Source organism: Pantoea anthophila (genome assembly GCF_026104315.1).
In the GTDB taxonomy this organism is placed as follows: domain Bacteria; phylum Pseudomonadota; class Gammaproteobacteria; order Enterobacterales; family Enterobacteriaceae; genus Pantoea; species Pantoea anthophila.
In genome coordinates, this window is sequence record NZ_CP110473.1 from 3,071,476 (window position 1) to 3,093,228 (window position 21,753).

General features: G+C 59.5%; 21 protein-coding genes. 9 read left to right on the top strand and 12 right to left on the bottom strand.

Features of this window, described 5'->3' with window-relative positions:
- Positions 1–303: 303 nt before the first annotated feature.
- The 3 genes from crl to gpt all read right to left on the bottom strand — a co-directional run bounded on the left by crl (position 304) and on the right by gpt (position 2,632).
- Positions 304–705 carry a sigma factor-binding protein Crl gene (gene crl, locus OJ965_RS16930; protein WP_009091890.1) on the bottom strand — a complete coding sequence of 134 codons (402 nt, stop codon included), beginning with the start codon at positions 703–705 and terminating at the stop codon, positions 304–306.
- Positions 706–805: 100 nt separating this feature from the next.
- On the bottom strand, positions 806–2,053 hold the full coding sequence (gene frsA / locus OJ965_RS16935; RefSeq protein ID WP_265137177.1) for an esterase FrsA: 1,248 nt from the start codon (positions 2,051–2,053) through the stop codon (positions 806–808).
- A gap of 120 nt (positions 2,054–2,173) precedes the next feature.
- A complete protein-coding gene (gene gpt, locus OJ965_RS16940) occupies positions 2,174–2,632 on the bottom strand; it encodes a xanthine phosphoribosyltransferase (protein WP_009091894.1) in 459 nt (152 codons plus the stop codon).
- Between the two features lie 254 nt (positions 2,633–2,886).
- On the opposite strand from gpt, the gene pepD reads away from it, so the two are divergent.
- The 4 genes from pepD to OJ965_RS16960 all read left to right on the top strand — a co-directional run bounded on the left by pepD (position 2,887) and on the right by OJ965_RS16960 (position 8,201).
- Positions 2,887–4,344: a beta-Ala-His dipeptidase gene (gene pepD / locus OJ965_RS16945; protein WP_009091896.1), complete on the top strand. Its 1,458-nt coding sequence runs from the start codon at positions 2,887–2,889 to the stop codon at positions 4,342–4,344.
- Positions 4,345–4,604: 260 nt separating this feature from the next.
- Positions 4,605–6,110: a sugar ABC transporter ATP-binding protein gene (locus OJ965_RS16950; RefSeq protein ID WP_265137178.1), complete on the top strand. Its 1,506-nt coding sequence runs from the start codon at positions 4,605–4,607 to the stop codon at positions 6,108–6,110.
- Entirely contained in the window at positions 6,107–7,108 is a 1,002-nt protein-coding gene (locus OJ965_RS16955; protein ID WP_009091899.1) for an ABC transporter permease, read from the top strand. The genes OJ965_RS16950 and OJ965_RS16955 overlap by 4 nt, the downstream gene beginning before the upstream one ends.
- 25 nt (positions 7,109–7,133) lie before the next feature.
- Positions 7,134–8,201 (top strand): sugar ABC transporter substrate-binding protein, encoded by a 1,068-nt coding sequence (locus OJ965_RS16960; protein ID WP_265137179.1) that lies wholly within the window; start codon positions 7,134–7,136, stop codon positions 8,199–8,201.
- Between the two features lie 34 nt (positions 8,202–8,235).
- Here OJ965_RS16960 and dinB read toward each other — a convergent pair whose 3' ends face one another.
- On the bottom strand, positions 8,236–9,291 hold the full coding sequence (gene dinB / locus OJ965_RS16965; protein WP_058956394.1) for a DNA polymerase IV: 1,056 nt from the start codon (positions 9,289–9,291) through the stop codon (positions 8,236–8,238).
- A gap of 245 nt (positions 9,292–9,536) precedes the next feature.
- On the opposite strand from dinB, the gene dpaA reads away from it, so the two are divergent.
- Positions 9,537–10,283 (top strand): peptidoglycan meso-diaminopimelic acid protein amidase, encoded by a 747-nt coding sequence (gene dpaA, locus OJ965_RS16970; protein ID WP_046101303.1) that lies wholly within the window; start codon positions 9,537–9,539, stop codon positions 10,281–10,283.
- Here the strand turns inward: dpaA and OJ965_RS16975 are convergent.
- Both OJ965_RS16975 and lpcA read right to left on the bottom strand, forming a co-directional pair.
- Positions 10,254–11,021, bottom strand: a complete 768-nt coding sequence (locus OJ965_RS16975; RefSeq protein ID WP_009091903.1) for a class II glutamine amidotransferase — start codon at positions 11,019–11,021, stop codon at positions 10,254–10,256. The two genes, dpaA and OJ965_RS16975, sit on opposite strands and share 30 nt — an antisense overlap.
- Before the next feature lie 51 nt (positions 11,022–11,072).
- Positions 11,073–11,651 carry a D-sedoheptulose 7-phosphate isomerase gene (gene lpcA, locus OJ965_RS16980; RefSeq protein WP_009091904.1) on the bottom strand — a complete coding sequence of 193 codons (579 nt, stop codon included), beginning with the start codon at positions 11,649–11,651 and terminating at the stop codon, positions 11,073–11,075.
- Between the two features lie 255 nt (positions 11,652–11,906).
- Between lpcA and fadE the strand changes: the two genes are divergently transcribed.
- Positions 11,907–14,357 carry an acyl-CoA dehydrogenase FadE gene (gene fadE / locus OJ965_RS16985; RefSeq protein WP_265137180.1) on the top strand — a complete coding sequence of 817 codons (2,451 nt, stop codon included), beginning with the start codon at positions 11,907–11,909 and terminating at the stop codon, positions 14,355–14,357.
- Between the two features lie 91 nt (positions 14,358–14,448).
- On the opposite strand, the gene mtnK is transcribed toward fadE, so the two are convergent.
- Positions 14,449–15,648, bottom strand: a complete 1,200-nt coding sequence (gene mtnK / locus OJ965_RS16990) for an S-methyl-5-thioribose kinase (RefSeq protein ID WP_265137181.1) — start codon at positions 15,646–15,648, stop codon at positions 14,449–14,451.
- Between the two features lie 122 nt (positions 15,649–15,770).
- On the opposite strand from mtnK, the gene mtnA reads away from it, so the two are divergent.
- Positions 15,771–16,793: an S-methyl-5-thioribose-1-phosphate isomerase gene (gene mtnA / locus OJ965_RS16995; RefSeq protein ID WP_265137182.1), complete on the top strand. Its 1,023-nt coding sequence runs from the start codon at positions 15,771–15,773 to the stop codon at positions 16,791–16,793.
- A gap of 64 nt (positions 16,794–16,857) precedes the next feature.
- On the opposite strand, the gene OJ965_RS17000 is transcribed toward mtnA, so the two are convergent.
- Genes OJ965_RS17000 through OJ965_RS17010 form a run of 3 tightly spaced genes read right to left on the bottom strand, consistent with a single transcriptional unit; the run spans position 16,858 to position 18,696 of the window.
- The gene (locus OJ965_RS17000; protein ID WP_009091908.1) at positions 16,858–17,400 is read right to left on the bottom strand and encodes a 1,2-dihydroxy-3-keto-5-methylthiopentene dioxygenase; all 543 of its coding nucleotides are present in this window, start codon (positions 17,398–17,400) and stop codon (positions 16,858–16,860) included.
- Position 17,401: 1 nt separating this feature from the next.
- Entirely contained in the window at positions 17,402–18,085 is a 684-nt protein-coding gene (gene mtnC / locus OJ965_RS17005; protein ID WP_009091909.1) for an acireductone synthase, read from the bottom strand.
- On the bottom strand, positions 18,082–18,696 hold the full coding sequence (locus OJ965_RS17010; RefSeq protein WP_150029321.1) for a methylthioribulose 1-phosphate dehydratase: 615 nt from the start codon (positions 18,694–18,696) through the stop codon (positions 18,082–18,084). Before OJ965_RS17010 ends, mtnC begins: the two co-directional genes overlap by 4 nt.
- Before the next feature lie 305 nt (positions 18,697–19,001).
- Here OJ965_RS17010 and OJ965_RS17015 point away from each other — a divergent pair, with 305 nt between their 5' ends.
- Positions 19,002–20,162, top strand: coding sequence for a pyridoxal phosphate-dependent aminotransferase (locus tag OJ965_RS17015; protein WP_265137183.1), 1,161 nt, complete (start codon positions 19,002–19,004; stop codon positions 20,160–20,162).
- Positions 20,150–20,917 (top strand): amidohydrolase, encoded by a 768-nt coding sequence (locus tag OJ965_RS17020; protein ID WP_167431205.1) that lies wholly within the window; start codon positions 20,150–20,152, stop codon positions 20,915–20,917. Before OJ965_RS17015 ends, OJ965_RS17020 begins: the two co-directional genes overlap by 13 nt.
- Before the next feature lie 9 nt (positions 20,918–20,926).
- Here the strand turns inward: OJ965_RS17020 and uraH are convergent, their stop codons facing one another.
- Complete coding sequence (gene uraH, locus OJ965_RS17025; protein WP_265137184.1) at positions 20,927–21,262, bottom strand: hydroxyisourate hydrolase; 336 nt, start codon at positions 21,260–21,262, stop codon at positions 20,927–20,929.
- Positions 21,259–21,753 (bottom strand): 2-oxo-4-hydroxy-4-carboxy-5-ureidoimidazoline decarboxylase, encoded by a 495-nt coding sequence (gene uraD / locus OJ965_RS17030; protein ID WP_265137185.1) that lies wholly within the window; start codon positions 21,751–21,753, stop codon positions 21,259–21,261. Before uraD ends, uraH begins: the two co-directional genes overlap by 4 nt.

A 21,753-nucleotide genomic window follows, 5' to 3' on the forward strand; every position in this document is an offset into this window, starting at 1 on the left:
GGCGCCGGGAGGCGGCACGCCGATCACAGCATAAAAAAAGGGCGAGTTTTCACTCGCCCTTTTGTTGTTAATCAATCTGACTCAGGCTGCGGTGAGATCGAGCCCGCTCAGGGAACCGGGTCAGAACGGAAAGTCGCTTAAGCCAATCCCTGGCCGCTCGGCCCGCGCCGTCCCTGGCGCGGGACGCTTTCCTTTTCTGACCCGGTTCCCTGCGCATCAGGTTTCGTTATCGCGGCCAGTTTCACTCTGCTTCAGGCTTCTCAGCACGCTGACGACGAGGTCAGGCCGCCCTTTTCCGCTGACTCAGGCGCTCAGCTTCACCGGTTTCTCATCGAAGTCGCTGGCCGGAATAAGGTCCAGATCTAACTCCTTCAGCATCGCCTTCAGACGGGTATGGAAGTTACGTAAGGTCTCCTCCACGCGCGCCGTGTTCTCTTTGCCCTTGATGGTTGCCACCGACCAGTCACCCTCTTTATCGAACAGGCCGATGTGGTAGACATAGGTAAAGTGGTCAGCCTGCGCTTCCAGTTCCATCCACCAGCCCCAGAACTCACGCAGTTCCGGTGCGGGTTTCACATTAACGCAGGCAGCCAGGCAGTCGAAGAAGAAACGGGTTTCGCCACATTTCCCATCGCGAATATAAGGTCCAAGCTCGGTAAAACGCTTAAGCAGGCGACTGCGGGGATGACCACTTGGTAACGTCATGCTGATTCTCCATTGGTTTTGACCGCTATACAGCCCTGATTTCCGGGCAGCCCGGAAAAATTCCGCTACTAGTTGTAGCAAACAGTGAAAATTTTGCCAGTTACCTTTTTAAACGCTTCTCCAGCCAGTCGCAAATCTCATTCAGCGCTTTGTCGAAACTGGCCATCACCGGCTTCACCGGAATCAGCAGGGCTTTCCCGTCCGATGAGGAGCGGGCGATCAGCCTGCTCTCCTCCTCCGGGCTGAAGAGGTCGTTTTGCCAGTAGCCCGAAAGCATCGGCGTGGGCGTGCGACGTCCCAGCAGTCCCTGAGTTTTCAGCGAATAGCGATTGAGTTCGGTGCGCAGTGCGCTGTCAGAGGCGGTGGCCATGCCGAGACGGCTCGCCAGCATGTCCATGTACATATCCGGGATCTTATCCTGCAGCGCCGTCTGCGTCAGCAGCGCGTGTACAATCGGCCCCAGACAGGCAACGCCCCGCAGCCGCTGCGATTCAAGATAGGCCAGCCGAACGGCCACGTTGGCACCAAAGCGGTAACCAAACGCCGCCACACGCGTATGATCGACCCAGGGCACAGTGGTCAGTTCACGCAGCACCTGCTGATGCAGGAAGCTGGTGTCCTGATTCAGCGTCCATTTCACCGAGTTACCCACGGATGGCACATCAATGGTCAGCATCGCGATGCCGCGAGGCGCCAGATAATCATGGAAAAGACGGTAATGATCGCTCTGTAACGAGTCGAGCGCGCCGCAGAACAGCACGGTGGGATAAGGGGCTTCGACGCCCGGCGGCATGTGCAGAAAGCCGGTGACCGGGCTGCCGCCCGCGATGGCGAAGGTCAGGGTCTTAAGTTCACCGGGCAGGCGCTGCGTCGCCTCTTCATAGGCGCGATTGGCCAGCGTCTGTGCCTGATCGGCCAGCTCATCCCCTTTTATGTAGGGATAGGCGGCGACGCTGTAAAGGTGCGCCGCATGTAGCCAGAAGTCGCCTGCCTCACTGTCGTCGCCAGATTCCAGCGCCTTCTGCTGCCAGATCCCCGCCTGTCTGCACCACTCGAAATGCCAGTTGCCGCTGCGAAAACCGATCACCGTATCGAGCAGCGTCTCATCGGTATGCTCAACCTTGCTGATGGCGATACGGGCCAGCACTTCGCTGATCTCCTGCGGCGTCAGGCCGCGCCATGTCCACATCAGCTTATTCAGCATCCGATACCAGCCCCGCTGGCTCTCTCCGTCCAGCGTGGAGTGCACATCCGGGGTGGCATGATGCTGACGACGCACCAGGGAAGAGGTTTCAGGATGTTTGAAGCGGGGTTTGAACAGCTCCTCGCTAAGGTTTTTGCTCGTCATTCTCACTTCTCCTGCAACAGAAACGGCGATGGCTAAGTGTACTGTACGGCAATTCGGGGTGCGAGGCTCAGAAAGCACAACGCCCGGAAAACCGGGCGTTGTGACGTGAGGATATCGCAATCAGCTTTTTACAATCGGCGGGATGTAGACCACGCCCATATCCCACGGCTGCTCGATCCAGGTATCCTGCGGGATATCGACGATGTAATCGTCAACCAGCGAGCGACCTGCCGGTTTTGCGAAAATGGTGCAGAAACGCGCTTTCGGGTACATCTCACGAATCGCCTGCGCCGTTCCGCCGGTGTCCACCAGGTCATCGATCACGATGAAGCCTTCACCGTCGCCTTCTGCGCGCTTCAGCACTTTCATTTCACGCTGATGATCGTGGTCATAGCTGGAGATGCAGACGGTATCGACATAGCGGATACCCAGTTCACGTGCCAGCAGCGAAGCCGGTACCAGACCGCCACGGCTCACCGCGATGATGCCTTTCCACTGTTCAACAGGCAGCAGACGCTGGGCGAGTTTACGGGCATGAATCTGAAGCATGTCCCAGGTGACGACGTATTTTTCGCTCATAGAATAGAAATCCCAGCCAACCGAAGTGGCTTAAAAATGTGCAACGGGGAAAAGGTTGCGCGAGATTATAAGGAGTTGACGCGCTAAAAACCAGCACCCGCGCGCTGGTTGCGGCTTTTTAGCGCGTCCGGGAGCGCACCCGGTGAAAAACAGTGATATTCTCGGGCCTGGCTCGTCAGATTCTCTGACGGCGATTTTTCACTGGAAACTCGCGATGTCCGGCCTCGCCGGTACACTGACACAGGAGACCTGTCGTGTCTGAATTGTCTCAACTCTCTCCACAGCCGCTGTGGGATATTTTCGCTAAGATCTGCTCTATTCCTCACCCCTCTTTTCACGAAGAAGCGCTGGCGAGCTACATCACCGGCTGGGCTAAAGAGCAGGGCTTCTGGTGTGAGCGCGATCAGGTCGGCAACATCCTGATTCGCAAGCCCGCCACCGCTGGCATGGAAAACCGGACCCCGGTCGCGCTGCAGGCGCACCTCGATATGGTGCCGCAGAAGAATAACGACACCGTGCATGACTTTACCAAAGACCCGATTCAGCCGTGGATTGATGGCGAGTGGGTCAAAGCGCGCGGCACGACGCTGGGTGCTGATAACGGCATCGGAATGGCCTCAGCGCTGGCGGTGCTGGCTGACAACAGCCTGACGCACGGCCCGCTGGAAGTGCTGCTGACCATGACCGAAGAGACCGGCATGGATGGCGCATTCGGTCTTCAGCCCAACTGGCTGCAGGCCGAAATCCTGATCAACACCGACTCTGAAGAGGAAGGTGAGATCTACATGGGCTGCGCGGGCGGTATCGACTTCGTCTCCTCCCTGCCGCTGACCCGTGAGGCCGTGCCTGCTGAGTTCCAGACCCTGAAGCTGACGCTGAAAGGGCTGCGTGGCGGTCACTCCGGCGCCGATATTCACATGGGCCTCGGCAACGCCAACAAGCTGCTGGCGCGCTTCCTGGCGGCCCACGCGGCTGAACTGGATCTGCGTCTGCTGACCTTCACCGGCGGCACACTGCGCAACGCCATTCCGCGTGAAGCCTTTGCGACCGTTGCGGTTGAAAGTCACAAAGCGGATGCGCTGAAATCGGCGGCGGCGCAGTTCCTGAGCGCCATCCAGAACGAGCACGGTATCAAAGAGCCGAACATCGCCCTGGTCACCGAGCCGCTGGCGCATCAGGGTGCCGCCCTGAGCGCTGACAGCCGCGATCGCTTCCTGAACCTGCTGAACAGCACGCCAAACGGCGTGATCCGCAATTCAGACGTGGCGAAAGGCGTGGTTGAGACGTCACTGAATATCGGTGTGGTGACGATGGAAGAGGATCACGCCGAGATCAACTGCCTGATCCGCTCGCTGATCGACACGGGCCGCGATTATGTGGTGCAGATGCTGACCTCGCTGGGCCAGCTGGCCGGTGCGCAGACCAAAGCGAAAGGCGGCTATCCTGGCTGGCAGCCGGATGCGGACTCCGCCATCATGGCGCTGACCCGTCAGACCTACATCGCCCTGTTCGACAAGACGCCGAACATTCAGGTGATCCATGCCGGTCTGGAGTGTGGTCTGTTCAAGAAGCCTTACCCGAACATGGATATGGTGTCGATTGGGCCGACCATCACCGGGCCGCACTCGCCTGATGAGCAGGTGCATATTGAAAGCGTTGGCCTTTACTGGAAACTGCTGACCACCCTGCTGAATGTGGTGCCAGAAAAGTAATCCGGTCGTCAGAAAAATGAACCAGGCTCCGGCCTGGTTTTTTTATGCCTGCCACTTTCCCCCAGCATAATTCGCTGCCTTCTTTTCGTTTTCCCCCGCTATTCCGCCACGTTCCCGCGCTTCGCTGGTTATAGCCGCCATTATGTCCGGATGTCTGGATGGCTAATAAGATTTCGTGCTAGCTTATGCGCTTTCGGCTGTTGCCGCGCCTGAAGGTTCAGGAAAAAATGCGGCCACTCATTCTTCAGGAGAGTCATCACATGCCAGGGTTAAACTGCCTTGAGATGCGTAACATCTCCATCGCTTTTGGCGGGTTTGCCGCGCTATCGTCGGTGGATTTCCGCAGTGAAGGCCATTCGGTTCATGCGCTCACCGGTGCGAACGGAGCGGGCAAATCCACGCTGATGGCGATCCTGTCCGGCGCGCACAGCCACTACAGCGGCGAGATCCTGCTTGATGGCCAGCCGGTCTCCATTCGCACACCGCGCGAGGCTAAGCAGCTGGGCATTCATCTGGTTCAGCAGGAAGTGGATGTGGCGCTGGTGCCGCAGCTCAGCGTGGCGGAAAACATCCTGCTGGACCGTCTGGCCGAGCCGGGTCACCGCTATCGCTGGGGAGAGATCCGCCGTCAGGCGCGGGCGCTGCTGGCTCAGCTCGATGTGGCGCTGGATGTTAACCGGCTGGTGGAGCGCTGCACGCTGGCGGAAAAGCAGCAGATTCTGTTAGCGCGGGCGCTGTCGCACCACTGCCGCTTCCTGATACTGGACGAACCCACCGCCCCGCTGGACCAGCATGAAAGTGAGCGACTGTTTGCCGTGGTGCGTCGCCTGCAGGCCAGCGGCATCGGCGTGGTCTTTATCTCTCACCGCATCCATGAACTGAAAGCCATCTGTGATCGTCTGACGGTGCTGCGCGACGGCCGCCTGATTGAAACCGGCCCGATGGCCGCGCTGAGCGGAGAGCAGATTGTTGAGAAGATGCTGGGTCATCAGCTGACCGACATCTTCCCGCCGCGTCGTCCACAGCAGGCGCAGCCGCTGCTGCTGGCGGTGGAGGGACTTCACGATGCGCAGCGGCTGCAGGCTATCTCGCTGCGCCTGCATAAAGGGGAGATTCTGGGCATTGCCGGCCTGGCCGGCGCGGGGAAAACCGAACTCTGCAAAGCCCTGTTCGGCGCCACACAAAGTCGCGTCAGCCGGGGTGAACTGCACGGTCAGCCGTGGCAGCCCCGCTCGCCGCACGATTCGGTCAGCCGTCGCATGGCGCTGGTGCCGGAGGAGCGGCGCAAAGAGGGGATCTTTATTGATGAGTCGGTCGCGATGAACCTCAGCGTCAGCGCGGATGACAGCTTTTCGCGCTGGAGCCTGTTTGGTCATCGCCAGGCGTGGCGCTGGGCCGAGCAGATTATCCGGCAGCTGCAGGTGCGCACCACCGGTCCGGCTCAGACGCTGCGCCGCCTGTCGGGCGGCAATCAGCAGAAAGTGGCGATCGGCAAATGGCTGCGCAATAACGCCGACGTGCTGATTTTCGATGAGCCGACCAAAGGCGTCGATATCAAAGCCAAAACCGAACTGTTTACCCTCATCGACAGCCTGGCGCGGGAAGGGAAAGGGATTATCTACGCGTCGGGTGAATTTTCTGAACTGGTCGGCTTATGCGACCGGATTTGCGTGCTCTGGGATGGACGCATTGTGGCTGAACTGGCTGCAGACGACGTCACCGAAGAGACGCTTTTGCTCTATTCCACCGGAGGAACCCCTGCGTGAGCAGCAAAGAGACCCATCTGAAACTGACCGCCACCCCGTGGCATCACCAGCTATTCGACTTTCTCTATAAATGGGGCATGCTGCTCACGGTGGTGATCCTGATCGCCGCTTTTGGGCTGGCTTCCGACAGCTTCCTTGAACCCAATAACATCATCAACATTCTGCGTTCGATTGCGATTGTGACGGTCATTGCCGTTGGCGTCTCTATTTCCCTGACCGTCGGCGGCTTTGATCTGTCGGTCGGCTCGACCGCCTCGCTGGCTAACGCGCTGGTGATTTCGCTGTTTGTCTGGTACGGCTTTGGCACTACCACCGCGATTCTGATCACCCTGGCGCTCTGCACGCTGGTCGGGCTGTTCAACGCCTTCCTGATTGTGATCCTGCGCATCCCCGACATGCTGGCGACGCTGGCGACGCTGTTCGTGATTCAGGGGGTGGCAATGACCTACAGCTTTGGCGGGTCGATCACCGAGAACATGGTGCTGCCGAGCGGTGATATGGCGGAAGGCACCATTCCGGCGGCGTTTGGCCTGCTCGGTCAGGTGCCGACCATTGTCATCATCATGCTGGTGGTGACCGTCGCGGCACAGCTGGCGCTCTCCCTGACCAAACATGGTCGCCGGATGTATGCGCTGGGCGGCAATCCGGAAGCGGCGCGCCTCTCCGGCATCCGCACCACCCGCTACCGGGTACTGGCTTACGTCATCGCCTCCCTGCTGGCGGGCCTGGGCGGCATTCTGCTCGCCTCGCGCATCGGTTCATCCCAGGTCAATGCCGGCAGCGGCTACCTGATGGACGCGGTCGCGGCGGCATGGATAGGCTTCTCACTGGCGGGCTCCGGCAAGCCAAATGCGCTCGGCACGCTGGTCGGCGCGGTGATCCTGGGCGTGCTGCAGAACGGCCTGGTCATGCTCTCTGTGCCCTACTACGCCATGGACATCATCAAAGGGCTGGTGCTGGCTTTAGCACTGGCGATCACCTATATCCAGCGCCGCTGAGGCGCGTCTACCGGAGTTGATAACAATGCAAAAAATAACGCTCTCGCTGCTGGCCCTGAGCCTGCTGAACGCCAGCGCCGCCTTCGCGGAGACCGTCACCCCGGTGCCTGCGGCCATCGCGGGTCATGACGGCCCCATCCGCATTGCGGTGATCCGCAATCTCGGCTCCGATGACAACACCACCCAGTTTGTTGCCGGTGCTATTCAGCAGGGTCGCCAGCTTGGCTTTAAGGTCAGCACCTTCCTCAGCAACGGCGACGACGCGCGCTTCCAGGATTTCGTTAATCAGGCGATCAGCCAGAAGTATGACGGCATCGTGCTGTCGCACGGTAAGGCACCCTACGCCAGCGGGCTGGTGAAGCGGATTGCCGATGCGGGCATCAAACTGTCGGTGTTTGATACCCCGGTGGAGAGCCCGATTCCCGGCGTCACCGTTACCGCTCAGGATGATGCCTCGCTGGCGCAGCTGTCGCTGGGCCAGCTGATCAACGATTTCCACGGCAAGGCGAATATCGTCAAGCTGTGGGTCGCCGGTTTCCCGCCGATGGAGCGCCGTCAGGTGGTGTATGAAAAACTGCTGAAAGAGAATCCGGGCATTCATCAGCTGGAGTCGATTGGGGCCGTTTCAACTGACGTGCAGGGCGACACCGCCAACAAGATTGGTGCGATTCTGGCGAAATACCCGAAAGGCAAAATCGACGCGATCTGGGGAGCCTGGGATGCGTTCAGCCAGGGGGCTTACAAGGCGCTGCAGGAGAATGGCCGGACCCAGATCAAGCTCTATAGCATCGATGTCTCGAACCAGGATTTGCAGCTGATGCGTGAGAAAAACAGCCCGTGGGTGCAGACGGTGGCGGTCGATCCTAAAACCATTGGCGCGGTCAATATGCGGCTGGTGGCGAAGAAGATTGCCGGTGAAGAGACACCAGCGACGTATCAGTTTAAAGCGGCGTCAATCTCTCAGCAGCAGCTGAACAGCCAGCCTGGCGCGGTGAACGTCGCCTCGCTGAACAAAATCATTCCGGGCTGGGGCAGCAATGAGGATTTTGTCGCGCCGTGGTTTGCCACCCTGGCCGCGAAATATAAGAAGTAATCTGGCGTCAGCCCTGCCGGAGGGTGAGGCTGACTTATAAACCCAGCAGGAGCTGACGTTCCAGCTGGGGATCCACCATCGTCACGTGCAGTCCCACCAGCCGCACACCGCGCCCGGCGCGGCGCTCATCCCAGGTCTTGCGGGCGATGGCGATCATGTCCTCTTTATTCAGCACCGGCCAGATATGCTCCTGGGTGGTCTGCTGAAAATCACTGAACTTCAGTTTGACGCCCTGACGCGCCACCTGTCTGTCGGGTCGGATCTGCGTCAGCCGGCGGTCGAGTTCGGCATAGAGAAAATCGATGATCTCCAGGCAGGCCTCCCAGTCGCTGATATCTTCCGCCAGCGTACGTTCGACCCCCAGCGATTTACGCTCGCGCTCAACGATCACGCCCCGCTCATCAATGCCGTGGCTGCGCTCCCACACCACCCGGCCAAACTTGCCAAAGCGCTTCAGCAGCTGGGCTAAATCGGCCTTCTGCACGTCGCCACAGGTCACCAGCCCCATCTCTTCGAGCTTCTTTGCGGAGACTTTGCCTACGCCGGGGATCTTCGCCAGTGGCAGCGTCAGTAAAAAGTCAGGCATCTCTGCCGGGGTGATAACACACTGCCCGTCCGGCTTATTCAGGTCGGAGGCGATCTTGGCCAGAAACTTGATCGGGGCGATGCCGGCCGAGGCGGTCAGCCCGGTTTCACGGTAAATCGTGGCGCGGATCGCCTGCGCCATCAGCGTGGCCGAGCCGTGGCAGTGCGGGCTGTCGGTCACATCCAGATAGGCTTCATCCAGCGAGAGCGGTTCAATCAGCGGGGTGTAACGGGAAAAGATTTCGCGGATCTGCGCGGAGGCTTCCTTATAGGCGTCGAAACGGCCTGGCAGAAGGCGCAGATGCGGGCATAGCTTCAGGGCCATGCCGGTCGGCATTGCGCTGCGCACGCCAAATTTGCGGGCCGGATAGTTGGCGGTGCTGATGACCCCGCGACGTTCGCGGCTGCCACCGATGGCGATCGGGATGTCGCGCAGCTGGGGATTGTCACGCATCTCCACTGCGGCATAGAAACAGTCCATATCGACATGAATGATTTTACGCATACCCCCCTCCGGCACTGGATAAGTATACAGCTGACAGGGGTAACTGCAATATTTGTTGCCCGGGCGAATAAAGTTTACAAATTTCTGGCCGAATAACCTTCAGTAAATCGCGAATTTGGCCGACGCCGTCTTGCTAAAAAAACAGACAATGTTTAATGTTGCGCTGCGGTAGCGGATAGTTCCGATAATGCCAACAAAGACGCAAAATTTGTGTCATGTTCTCTTCACCTCAAGGTATACACAGCATGGGCAAAATCGCACTCCTGTTTGCGATGATTTTACTGCCAGCCCTCAGCATGGCAATGACACCCGAACCCGTTCAGTCAGCGGCACCGGTCAGCAAAGAATTAAAGAAGCAGTTACTCGGCACGCCGGTCTACATCCAGATCTTCAAGGAAGAACGCACGCTCGAACTCTACGGCAAAATCGGTAACGAATATCGCCTGCTGGATACCTACCGCATCTGCAACTTTTCTGGCGGCCTCGGCCCGAAACGCCGTGAAGGCGATTTCAAAAGCCCGGAAGGTTTTTACAACGTGAAGCTGAATCAGCTGAAGCCCGACAGTCGCTTTTATCGCGCCATCAACATCGGCTTCCCGAATCAGTACGATCGCAATCAGGGCTACAGCGGTAACTACCTGATGATCCATGGCGACTGTAAGTCGATTGGCTGCTATGCCATGACCAACGCCTATATGGATGAGATTTTTACCTATGTGAATGCCGCGCTGCGAAACGGCCAGCAGGATGTCAGCATCAGCATCTATCCGTTCCGCATGACCGACAGCAACATGCAGCGTCACCGCTACTCCACCTATGCCAGCTTCTGGCAGCAGCTGCAGCCGGGATACGCTTACTTTGCGAAGTATCACCAGCCGCCGATGGTCAATGTCGCCAGCGGGAAATATGTGATGAACAGCAGCCCGGCACCGGTTTTAGCCAGTCCCGAAGCCGCTTCCCGTTCATTCCTGGCGCTCTCCAAGGCAGAATAACGCCCATTCACCTGGCGCAATCCGCTGCCAGGTTTCATTGGCCGTCAGAGGCTGCGTTGCAATCACCGTCACCACGTCATGCGGCGTGGTGTGCTGCTGAAAATCAACTTCCACATCCTGATCGAGCAGCTGTGCCCGGCCAAACGGGGCGCGACGGGTGATCCAGAAAAGGTTGGTCGAGCAGAAGGCCATCAGATAACGTCCGTCTGACAGCAGCATGTTAAATACCCCCTTCTGCCGCAGCGCGGTGGCCAGCTCGCCAATGAAGCGGAACACCGCTGGCCAGTTGCCCGGCGTGCGCGGATAGCGTGTCGCCAGCTGATGCAGGATCCAGCAGAACGCCTTTTCACTGTCCGTTTCCCCCACCGGCCGGAATGTGCCGGTCTCCAGCTGCTTATAGCCCTTCAGCTGCCCGTTGTGCGCGTAGGTCCAGTTGCGGCCCCACAGCTCGCGGGTGAACGGATGGGTATTCTCCAGCGACACCTGCCCGCGATTTGCCTGACGGATGTGCGCCACCACCGAATGCGACTTGATCGGGTATTCCTGCACCAGACGCGCAATCGGAGAGTTAAAACTCGGCAGCGGATCTTTAAACGTACGGCAGCCTTTATCTTCGTAAAAGGTAATGCCCCAGCCATCTTTGTGAGGCCCGGTTCCCCCGCCCCGCTGAACCAGTCCGGTAAAGCTGAAACAGATATCCGTGGGAACATTGGCGCTCATCCCGAGCAATTCGCACATAGCCACCGCCTCTGATTAAGCGGCCCCCCGTCAGACAGGAGGCCAGCGCAGTTACTTCACCATCTCTTTTTCGACCAGCAGCATCAGGATGTGGATCACCTTGATGTGAATCTCCTGAATGCGATCGGCATAACCAAAGTGTGGCACCCGGATCTCAATATCGGCACTGCCTGCCATCTTACCGCCATCTTTGCCGGTCAGGGTGATCACTTTCATCCCCTGCGCACGGGCGGCTTCAACCGCTTTAATGATATTGGCAGAGTTGCCCGACGTTGAGAGGCCCAGCAGCACGTCGCCCGGACGCCCCACCGCTTCCACATAGCGTGAGAAGACGTAGTCGTAGCCAAAGTCATTACTGACACAGGAGAGATGGCTGACGTCAGAGATGGCAATCGCCGGATAGCCAGGACGATTTTCACGATAGCGGCCGGTCAGCTCTTCGGCGAAATGCATCGCATCACAATGGGAGCCGCCGTTACCGCAGGAAAGCACCTTGCCACCCGCCTTGAAGCTGTCAGCCAGCAGGACCGCAGCACGTTGGATCGCATGAATATTGGCGTCATCGCTGAGGAATTTATTCAGCGTATCAGCAGCTTCATTAAGCTCAGAGCGGATGATGTCCTGGTACATAGGGATGTCCTTTATAAGAAGAGGTTAATCGCAGCAAGTTTAACGGAATGGCCGGTCAGCGCAAAGCTTCATGCCACGCCTGACCCGGCGGTAGCGATGTGGATTCCGACACCGGTTGTCGAATAAAACGGCAAAAATCCGTTTTTGTGAGGCAGGTTGTAATTGCGATGTAAACAAATTGATAAATCCGCCCGGCTGCTCTAAACCTCTCTACATAACAGGTCAGACCTCTTACTACTTGCGGAGTGGTTCACTATGATGGTTGTTTCGATACTTGCCACGGTGGCGCTGATTGGCGCCCTCTTCTATCACCGCCTGTCACTGCGGACCGCCAGCGCGATCCTGCTGCTGTGGACCGCCGCGATGGCGGTCGCGCATCTCTGGACGCCGTGGCTCCTGCTGCCGCTGGCGATCCTGCTGCTGCCGTTCAACCTGCCGTCGCTGCGTCGCAGACTCTTTTCACAGCCGATGTTAAAGCGCTTCCAGCAGGTGATGCCGCCGATGTCCCGCACCGAGAAAGAAGCGATTGATGCGGGCACCACCTGGTGGGAAGGCGATCTGTTTCAGGGCAAGCCGGACTGGCAGAAGCTGCATAACTACCCGCAGCCACGCCTGACGCCGGAAGAGCAGGCTTTCCTTGACGGCCCGGTTGAAGAGGCGTGCCGCCTGGCGAACGATTTCCGGATTACCCATGAGATGGCTGACCTGCCGCCGGAACTCTGGGCCTACCTGAAAGAGCATCGTTTCTTCGCGATGATCATTAAAAAAGAGTATGGCGGACTGGCCTTCTCCGCCTATGCGCAGGCCTGTGTTCTGCAGAAACTGGCGGGCGTCTCCGGGATTCTGGCGATCACGGTGGGTGTACCTAATTCACTGGGTCCGGGCGAACTGCTGCAGCATTACGGTACCGAAGCGCAGAAAAATCACTATCTGCCGCGACTGGCGCGCGGTGAAGAGATCCCCTGCTTTGCGCTGACCAGTCCGGAAGCGGGGTCAGATGCGGGTGCGATCCCGGATACCGGTGTGGTCTGCATGGGTGAGTGGCAGGGTGAGCAGGTGCTGGGCATGCGGCTGACCTGGAACAAGCGTTACATCACTCTGGCCCCGATCGCGACTGTGCTCGGCCTGGCCTTTAAACTGACCGACCCGGATCATCTGCTGGGCGATAACGCCAGCCCGGGCATCACCTGTGCCCTGATCCCGACCAGCACGCCGGGCGTGGAGATTGGTCATCGCCACTTCCCGCTCAACGTGCCGTTCCAGAACGGGCCGACGCGCGGCAAGGATATCTTTGTGCCGATTGACTTCATCATCGGTGGCCCGGAAATGGCCGGACAGGGCTGGCGGATGCTGGTGGAGTGTCTGTCGGTGGGCCGTGGCATTACGCTGCCCTCCAACTCAACCGGCAGCCTTAAGAGTGTGGCGCTGGCAACCGGCGCTTACGCGCACATCCGTCGTCAGTTCCGGCTCTCTATCGGTAAGATGGAAGGGATTGAAGAGCCGCTGGCGCGCATTGCCGGTAACGCCTATGTGATGGACGCCGCGGCCACGCTGATAACCGCCGGGATTATGCAGGGTGAAAAACCGGCGGTGCTGTCAGCAATTGTGAAATATCACTGCACCCACCGCGGCCAGCGCGCCATTATTGACGCCATGGACATTGCAGGCGGCAAAGGCATTATGCTGGGTAACAGTAACTTCCTGGCACGCGCCTATCAGGGTGCCCCCATCGCCATCACGGTGGAAGGCGCGAATATCCTGACCCGCAGCATGATTATCTTTGGTCAGGGAGCGATCCGCTGCCATCCGTATGTTCTGCAGGAGATGGCCGCCGCCGCCAGCAACGATGTTAATGCCTTTGATGATGCCCTGTTCAGTCACATCGGTCACGTCGGCAGCAGCACCGTGCGCAGCCTATGGCTGGGATTCACCGCCGGACGCACCAGTGCCAGCCCGACCCGCGATGCCACCCGTCGCTACTATCAGCATCTGAACCGCATCAGTGCCAACCTGGCGTTGCTCTCAGATGTATCAATGGCGGTACTGGGCGGCAGTCTGAAACGCCGCGAGCGCATCTCGGCGCGCCTGGGCGATGTGCTGAGCCAGCTCTATCTTGCCTCAGCCACCCTGAAACGCTATGACGATGAAGGCCGTAATGAAGCCGATCTGCCGCTGGTTCACTGGGGCGTGCAGGATGCCCTGCATCAGGCGGAGGTCGCGATGGACGATCTGCTGCGCAACTTCCCGAACCGGCTGGTCGCGGGTGCCTTACGCATGGCTATCTTTGCGGGCGGACATCACTGCCCTGCCCCATCTGATCGTCTGGATCACCAGCTGGCAAAACTGCTGCAACAGCCGTCAGCGACCCGCAGCCGTCTGGGCCGGGGCATCTATCTGACGCCGGGCGAGAATAACCCCGCCGGTCAGATGGAACAGGCGCTGCAGGAGGTGATGGCAGCCGAAGTGATTTATGACCGCCTGTGCAAACAGACAAAGCAGCATCTCTCCTTCACCCGTCTGGATGCGCTGGCGAAGCGTGCGCTGGAGCAGGGCTGGATCGATGCGAAGGAAGCAGAGGTGTTGCAGCGTGCTGAAGCCAGCCGTCTGCGCTCCATCAACGTGGATGAGTTTGAGGCAGATGCACTGGCGGTGCCGGTGGCGGAGAAAGCGCCTCAGCCTGCGTCGCGCACCAGCGAGGCGGCGTAGCGTTCAGGCCGGTGTGATGGCCGCACCGGGTGCTGAACTTATGCTTCCTGAGCCAGCTCTGTTTTAAAGGCCGACATCATGTCGGCCTTTTTTATCCCGCCTGGCGGATGCGGGCAATCAGCGCATCCACATCTTCCACGTGATCGGCAGCCAGAATCAGCGTACGTCCTAAATTAATCGCGTTACCAATGCAGTCTGTGCGCATCGCCGGATCGGCAATCAGCTTCATATCCGCCACGTGGGACATCCCCACCGTGCGCCGAATCAGTTCGGTGCCGCAGTAACCGATGGTGTCAGCCCAGACCTTGCGCAGAAACGCCGCCGCATAGCCGGGCCAGGACAACGCCTCATCGCGGGTTTTCTCTGCCGCCAGCGCCAGAAAATACGAAGCAAACGTCGACCAGAGACGATGGACATCACTCAGCCGCTGCTCGCGCGCATCGGCTGCCTCACGCGGAGCCAGCAGCCCCGGCAGCGCGCAGTAGTTAATCAGCAGGTTGCCAATCGCCGTTCCGACATCAAACCCAATCGGGCCAAAGTAACCGAACTCCGCATCAATTGCCTTCAGGCTGCCGTCAGCCACGAAAATCGAGCCGCTATGAATATCGCCATGCAGCAGCGCTTCGGCATGCGCAAAAAAGCGATGCTTCAGCCCGCCGACGGCAATGCGCAGCGCATCGTCGTTGCGCAGGCTGGCCACCAGCGGCTCAAGCGCATCAGGGTAGCTGTTACGCTCATGATCGGTGTAGGGATCGTTAAAGAAGAGATCTTCAGTGATTTCACACATTTCCGGATTAATGAAACGCGCCACTTCCGCCTTTTTCTGATGCGGATGCAGAACGAAATCGGAGGTATGAAACAGGGTCTGTGCCAGATAAACGCCTAACTGCGCTGCGGCTTCCGGGTAGTAAGCGCCCTTCACCAGCTCGCCGCGCCAGATACGGTGGCTGGAGAGATCCTCCATCACCATCACCGCCAGCTCCGCATCATAATGCGTCACCTGCACCGTATGCTGCGGACAATATTTATAGTGCTCGACCAGGGTCTGCGCTTCCAGCCTCGCCCGATCCAGCGTCAGCGGCCAGGACTCCCCGACGCAACGCACATAGGGCAATGCCTGCTTGACCACCACCCGGCTCCGGCCCTGATCGTCATAAACTTTGAACACCAGATTAAGGTTGCCATCACCAATCTCTTCAGCGCTGCAGAGCGCGGCAGGATCGTCCACGCCGCCAAATTGCCGGGCATACTCAACAGCATCAGCAGCAGTAAAGGTACGGTATTGCGACATTGCCTGTTCCTCATCAATCGAAGGCGGATAACCCAGGTGTAATAAGCCGTTCAGACGTCTATACATCCGTTCAGCATGTTGGCACAATACGCATCATTAACGCAACATGGATTTCACCCACAATGCAGACACTTAAAACCACCAGCTTACAGGTTCGTGACAATCAGCTCTGGATTCTGGATCAGCAGGCGCTGCCGCAGCAAAAGAACTGGCTGCCCGCACACAGCGTCACGCAGCTGATTGACCATATTCATGCGCTGCGGGTGCGCGGTGCGCCGCTGATTGGCCTCTCTGCCTCACTGCTGCTGGCGCTGCTGGCTGAACAGGGGCAGACCCGCGCTGAACTGGCACAGGCGCTGGAACATCTGCGTGCCGCCCGGCCAACCGCCGTTAATCTGATGAACAATCTTGACCGGATGAAAGTGGCGCTGGCCCAGCCGGCGTTTGTCACTGCGCTGACGGACGAAGCCTGGCGGCTGGTGCAGGAGGATAAACAGCTCTGTGATGCGATTGCTGAAGCCGGTTGCACGCGGATCAAACCGGGCAGCCAGCTGCTCACCCACTGCAATACCGGCGGGCTGGCCACCGCGGGCGTGGGCACCGCGCTGGGCGTGATTGCCCGTGCGCATCAGCAGGGGTGGATCAAAAATGTCTGGGTGGATGAAACCCGACCGCTGTTGCAGGGCGGCCGGTTAACCGCGTGGGAGCTGGGCGAACTGGCGATCCCCTATACCCTGATCACCGATTCCATGGCCGCCAGCCTGATGGCGCGCGGCGAGGTGGATGCGGTCTGGGTCGGTGCCGACCGCATTGCCGCCAACGGTGACGTGGCCAATAAAATCGGCACCTACAGCCTGGCGGTGCTGGCCCACTATCACCAGATTCCGTTCTACGTCGCGGCTCCCCATACTACGCTGGATCGTCACTGCCCGGATGGCGCCGCCATCCCGATAGAGCAGCGCGCCGCCAGCGAAGTCACGGGCGTGGCGGGCAGTTTTGGCAGCGTGCAGTGGGCACCGGAAACGGCCAGGGTCTTCAATCCGGCGTTCGATGTGACGCCAGCCGCCCTGATCAGCGGCTGGATACTCGACACGGGGGTGGTCACGCCTGACCAGGTGCAGAGCGGCATCTTCCAGCCGCAGTAAGCGATATCAGGGGTTTGCGGCAGCGCAGAGGCTCACCGCAAACCCCTTTCCGGCCGTGGGCCGATCAGGCCAGACGCGGATAGGCATCGGCGATTTTATCGCCGGTGAAGTGCGCCACCCAGCCTTCCTGGTTGTCGAAAATACGGATCGCCGTGAAGTGCGGTGACGATCCCATATCAAACCAGTGGGGCGTGCCCGCAGGCACCGAGATCAGATCGTTCTTTTCGCAGAGGATCTGCAGGATCTCACCGTCAAGATGCAGACAGAACAGCCCGGCCCCCTCGACAAAGAAACGCACCTCATCTTCGCCGTGCGTATGCTCGGAAAGAAACTTCTCACGCAGCACCGTTTTCTGCGGATTATCGGCGCGCATACTGATCACGTCCCAGCTCTGATAGCCCTTCTCAGCCACCAGCCGATCAATCGCATGCTGATAGGCCTTAATGACCGTTTCCGCATCCGGGTTCTCACCCAGATCGCGATCGGCTTCCCAGCGTTCAAAACGCACCCCTTTCGCGTTCAGGCGTTCCCGAATCGCCTCTGCTTCGGTACTGTGCCAGACCGGCTGGCTCGCTTCGCGGTCAGTAAAAATCGTCAGTGCGCTCATGCTAAATCGACTCCGGGTTAATCTGGGAAAAATCGGTCACCTGACGATGACGGCTCTCGCTGTCCGCCTCGCCACGCAGTAACTGTATCGTCTGCCAGCCCGCCTCCGCGGCGGCATCCAGCTCCTGACGAATATCAGAGAGGAACAGCAGCTGCTCCGCTGGCTGCCCGATCTCAGCGGCGATCGTGCGATAGGCTGTCACCTCGCGTTTGGCGCCGACGTGCGTATCAAAGTAGCCGCTGAAGATGTCAGTAATATCACCTTCGTCGCTGTAGCCAAATAACAATTTCTGCGCCGCAACCGAACCGGAGGAATATACATAGAGTTCAATGCCCTGCGCCTGCCAGCGGCGTAACGCAGGTAGCACATCGGGATAGAGATGGCCGGTAAAACTGCCATTAAGATAGCCATCACGCCAGATCATGCCCTGCAGCGCTTTCAGCCCGGTGGATTTGCGATCCTGATCCATAAAATCGGACAGGATCGCGATGACCGCTGCCAGATCGGCCTGCGGCTGCCCCGCTTCTTCCCGCACCGACTGCAGCGCCGCCGCGACCTCTGGCTGATGCTGATGCTCTCGCAGAAAGTCCGCCAGATGCTGACGGGCATAGGGGAACAGGATGTTGTGCACAAAGCGAATATCGCTGGTGGTGCCTTCAATATCAGTAACAATGGCGCGGATCATGCTTTCTCCAGCAGGCGACGTTGACGTTCACATTCAAATAAAAATTCCAGACCTTCCAGATGGCGGCGCGCTTCGCTGACATCTTCGCCCCAGCAGGTCAGGCCGTGGCCGCGCAGCAGGAAGCCGTAACGCAGCGGAAAGCGGGCGGCGTAATCTTCAATCTCTGACGCCAGCGCCACGATATCCTGACTGTTGTCGAACACGGGGATCGCCACCGTCTCCAGATGGGTATGCTGACCGCTTAGCGATTTTTGCATCTCATACCCGTGCAGCAGCAGCGCCGCGCCCTGCTCCACCCGCGACAGCACCGTGGCATTGACCGTATGGGTGTGCAGCACGGCGCCCGCTTCAGGAAAGAGGCGATAGATCAGCGTGTGCAGGCCGGTTTCTGCCGAGGGCTTACGACCCGACAGCGACTGGCTGGTGGCGATATCGACCTCGATAAAGTCATCACGCGTCAGCGTGCCCTTATCTTTGCCCGATTCGCTCAGCAGGCAGACATGCCCGTCGCGGCGAACCGACATATTCCCGCCGGTGGCCGGAGCCCAGCCTTTCATGCCTATCCAGTGACAGGCGGCAACCAGCTGATCTAACGGATGACTCTGCGACATAAAGGTTCCTTGCGGTGAAAGGTGATACCACGTAAGCAGGCGCTGCCAGCGCCGCTGTTGCGCGAAGCATAAAGCAGTTAAAGGCGAAATGATCCGTGTGTCAGCAAGGCGGCAAGCGTGCTTATCCCGGGGAGCTTACATGAGTAAGTGACCCGGGTAAGCAAGCGCGGCCAACGCCGCTGACGCGCGGAGCATAAAGCATTTAGACGTCTAAGCGTCTTGATTGCCAAATACTACCATCCTGTTTATAGTGGCACAAACCCCGGGTGACCCCGCTTCTCTCTTCGCGCTTAAGGCCTGACATCATGACGCAGCACAACCTGATCCCCGAGAGCAAACTTCCGGCGCTCGGCACCACTATTTTCAGCCAGATGAGTGCGCTGGCGCAGCAGCATAATGCCATCAACCTCTCTCAGGGCTTCCCCGATTTCAGCGGCCCGGACTATCTGCAGCAGCGGCTCGCCTATCACGTCAGCCAGGGCGCGAACCAGTACGCGCCGATGACCGGGGCGCTGCCGCTGCGTCAGGCGATCGCGGAGAAAACCGCGCGGCTTTATGACTATCAGCCTGATGTGGAAACGGAGATTACGGTGACGGCGGGCGCTACCGAAGCGCTCTATGCGGCGATTACCGCGCTGGTGCGTCCGGGCGATGAGGTGATCTGCTTTGATCCCAGCTACGACAGCTATGCCCCGGCGGTCACGCTCTCGGGCGGCGTCATGAAACGCATTGCCCTGCAGCCGCCCGCCTTCCGGCCAGACTGGCAGGCGTTTGCCGGGCTGCTGAGTGATAAAACCCGGCTGGTTATCCTGAACACCCCGCACAACCCGTCAGCCACCGTCTGGCAGCAGCAGGATTTTGCCGCGCTGTGGCAGGCGATTGCTGCGCGACCGGTCTACGTGCTGAGCGATGAAGTTTACGAGCATATCTGTTTTGATGAAGCGGGCCACGCCAGCGTGCTTGCCCATCCTGACCTGCGTCAGCGCGCCATCGCGGTGTCGTCGTTTGGCAAAACCTTTCACATGACCGGCTGGAAGGTGGGCTACTGCATTGCCCCGACGGCGATCAGCGCTGAACTGCGTAAGGTGCATCAGTATCTGACCTTCTCGGTCAATACCCCGGCGCAGCTGGCAATTGCCGATATGCTGCGTGAGCATCCGGAACACTATCAGGCCCTGCCCGCCTTCTATCGCGACCGCCGCGATCGGCTGGCGAATGCACTGCGTCACAGCCGCTTCAGGGTTTTACCGTGCCAGGGCACCTACTTTTTGCTGGTGGATTACAGCGCGATCTCCGATCTGGATGATGTCAGTTTCTGCCAGTGGCTGACCCGCGAAGTGGGCGTCGCCGCGATTCCTCTGTCGGTGTTCTGCGCCGATCCCTTTCCTCATAAACTGATCCGCCTCTGTTTTGCTAAACAGCCGGCGACGTTAGATGCTGCCGCGGAGCGCTTATGTCAGCTTTAAAAATCACGCTTTTGCAGGAGACGCTGAGCTGGATGGATGGCGAAGCCAACCTGCGCCATTTTGACGAACAGCTGGCCGGACTCACCGGACGCGATCTGATTATCCTGCCCGAGATGTTTACCACCGGCTTTGCGATGGAGGCTGCGAAAAGCTCGCTGCCGCAGGCGCGGGTGGTGGAGTGGCTGCATCAGCATGCCCGCCGCAGCGATGCGCTGGTGGGCGGCAGCGCGGCGATCCAGACCGAAAACGGCGCGGTGAACCGTTTCCTGCTGGTGGAGCCGGATGGCACGCTGCACCAGTATGACAAGCGGCATCTGTTTCGCATGGCGGATGAACATCACCACTATCAGCCCGGCGAAGCGCGTCAGGTGGTGGCATGGCGCGGCTGGCGCATCCTGCCACAGATCTGTTACGACCTGCGCTTCCCGGTCTTCTCCCGCAACCGCAACGACTACGATCTGGCGCTCTATGTCGCCAACTGGCCAGCGCCTCGCGCCTTACACTGGCAGGCGCTGCTGTTAGCGCGGGCGATTGAGAATCAGGCGTATGTCGCAGGCTGCAACCGCGTCGGCAGTGATGGCAATCAGCATCACTACAGCGGCGACAGCCAGATTATTTCGCCGCAGGGCGAGATTCTGAGTGCGGCGGAGCCACATCAGCGCGCCCGCCTGGATGCGACGCTGTCGCTGGAGGCGCTGCACGCTTACCGCGAACGCTTCCCGGCCTGGCAGGATGCGGATCGCTTTTCGCTGTAAACGGGCGGCTCAGCTGCCGCGGTAGGTTGACCAGGACCAGGGGGAAATCAGAAACGGCAGATGGAAATGGCTGCCCGCCTCGGCAATCATGAAATCGATCTGCGCGCTGACGTAGAGCGCATCCCGACCGGCGGCAGCAAAATAGTCGCCGATTTCAGCGGTCAGGCGGTAGTGCCCCGGCGTCAGCGGCTCCGGGGTCAGATCTTTCAGTCGTCCGTCGCTGTCCGTTTCACCCTGAGAGACGGGAAACCACCCCTCCGGGCTGTTCTGCTCCAGCGAGATGGCTACCCCACTGGCCGGTCTTCCCAGCGCCGTGTCGAGAATATGCGTGGTAACGGTACTCATTGAATCGTCTCCCTGAGGCGTAACAGTGTGATTTCACGCAGCTGATCCAGCGCCTCCTGCTGTTCAGCCTGATCGTCATTCTGCAGCCGGCGCTGCAACGCTGCCAGCATCTCCTCGCCGCTGCGCCCTTTCGCGCGAATCAGAAAGACCCGGCCAAAGCGCGCCTCATAGGCCTGATTACCCTGCTGCATCGCCTGTTGCAGGGCATGATCGGCCTGCTGCATGGCGGACTGCTCGCCGCGCGACAGCGTCGCCTCTTTGTCTGCGCCCCGCGCGCGTTCGCCGATGCGCGGATGCGCCGACAGCGCCGCGGCCAGATCGGGCTGCTGCCACTGGCGGGCCAGCGTGTCGGCGCGGATCAGCAGCGCGTCTGTGGTGGCAAACGGACGAGCGGCCACCAGCGACTGCTGCCAGTGCGGGATCGCCACACAATGCCGGATAGCCGCCAGCGCCTCGTCGGTCGGCAGCTGATTAAACGTCGTTAATTCCAT

What these genes read in the sequence shown, in the direction of transcription:
- crl (WP_009091890.1), bottom strand. Translation starts at nt 705, where the DNA reads ATGACGTTACCAAGTGGTCATCCCCGCAGTCGCCTGCTTAAGCGTTTT.
- frsA (WP_265137177.1), bottom strand. Translation starts at nt 2,053, where the DNA reads ATGACGAGCAAAAACCTTAGCGAGGAGCTGTTCAAACCCCGCTTCAAA.
- gpt (WP_009091894.1), bottom strand. Translation starts at nt 2,632, where the DNA reads ATGAGCGAAAAATACGTCGTCACCTGGGACATGCTTCAGATTCATGCC.
- OJ965_RS16950 (WP_265137178.1), top strand. Translation starts at nt 4,605, where the DNA reads ATGCCAGGGTTAAACTGCCTTGAGATGCGTAACATCTCCATCGCTTTT.
- OJ965_RS16960 (WP_265137179.1), top strand. Translation starts at nt 7,134, where the DNA reads ATGCAAAAAATAACGCTCTCGCTGCTGGCCCTGAGCCTGCTGAACGCC.
- dinB (WP_058956394.1), bottom strand. Translation starts at nt 9,291, where the DNA reads ATGCGTAAAATCATTCATGTCGATATGGACTGTTTCTATGCCGCAGTG.
- dpaA (WP_046101303.1), top strand. Translation starts at nt 9,537, where the DNA reads ATGGGCAAAATCGCACTCCTGTTTGCGATGATTTTACTGCCAGCCCTC.
- OJ965_RS16975 (WP_009091903.1), bottom strand. Translation starts at nt 11,021, where the DNA reads ATGTGCGAATTGCTCGGGATGAGCGCCAATGTTCCCACGGATATCTGT.
- lpcA (WP_009091904.1), bottom strand. Translation starts at nt 11,651, where the DNA reads ATGTACCAGGACATCATCCGCTCTGAGCTTAATGAAGCTGCTGATACG.
- fadE (WP_265137180.1), top strand. Translation starts at nt 11,907, where the DNA reads ATGATGGTTGTTTCGATACTTGCCACGGTGGCGCTGATTGGCGCCCTC.
- mtnK (WP_265137181.1), bottom strand. Translation starts at nt 15,648, where the DNA reads ATGTCGCAATACCGTACCTTTACTGCTGCTGATGCTGTTGAGTATGCC.
- mtnA (WP_265137182.1), top strand. Translation starts at nt 15,771, where the DNA reads ATGCAGACACTTAAAACCACCAGCTTACAGGTTCGTGACAATCAGCTC.
- OJ965_RS17000 (WP_009091908.1), bottom strand. Translation starts at nt 17,400, where the DNA reads ATGAGCGCACTGACGATTTTTACTGACCGCGAAGCGAGCCAGCCGGTC.
- mtnC (WP_009091909.1), bottom strand. Translation starts at nt 18,085, where the DNA reads ATGATCCGCGCCATTGTTACTGATATTGAAGGCACCACCAGCGATATT.
- OJ965_RS17010 (WP_150029321.1), bottom strand. Translation starts at nt 18,696, where the DNA reads ATGTCGCAGAGTCATCCGTTAGATCAGCTGGTTGCCGCCTGTCACTGG.
- OJ965_RS17015 (WP_265137183.1), top strand. Translation starts at nt 19,002, where the DNA reads ATGACGCAGCACAACCTGATCCCCGAGAGCAAACTTCCGGCGCTCGGC.
- OJ965_RS17020 (WP_167431205.1), top strand. Translation starts at nt 20,150, where the DNA reads ATGTCAGCTTTAAAAATCACGCTTTTGCAGGAGACGCTGAGCTGGATG.
- uraH (WP_265137184.1), bottom strand. Translation starts at nt 21,262, where the DNA reads ATGAGTACCGTTACCACGCATATTCTCGACACGGCGCTGGGAAGACCG.
- uraD (WP_265137185.1), bottom strand. Translation starts at nt 21,753, where the DNA reads ATGGAATTAACGACGTTTAATCAGCTGCCGACCGACGAGGCGCTGGCG.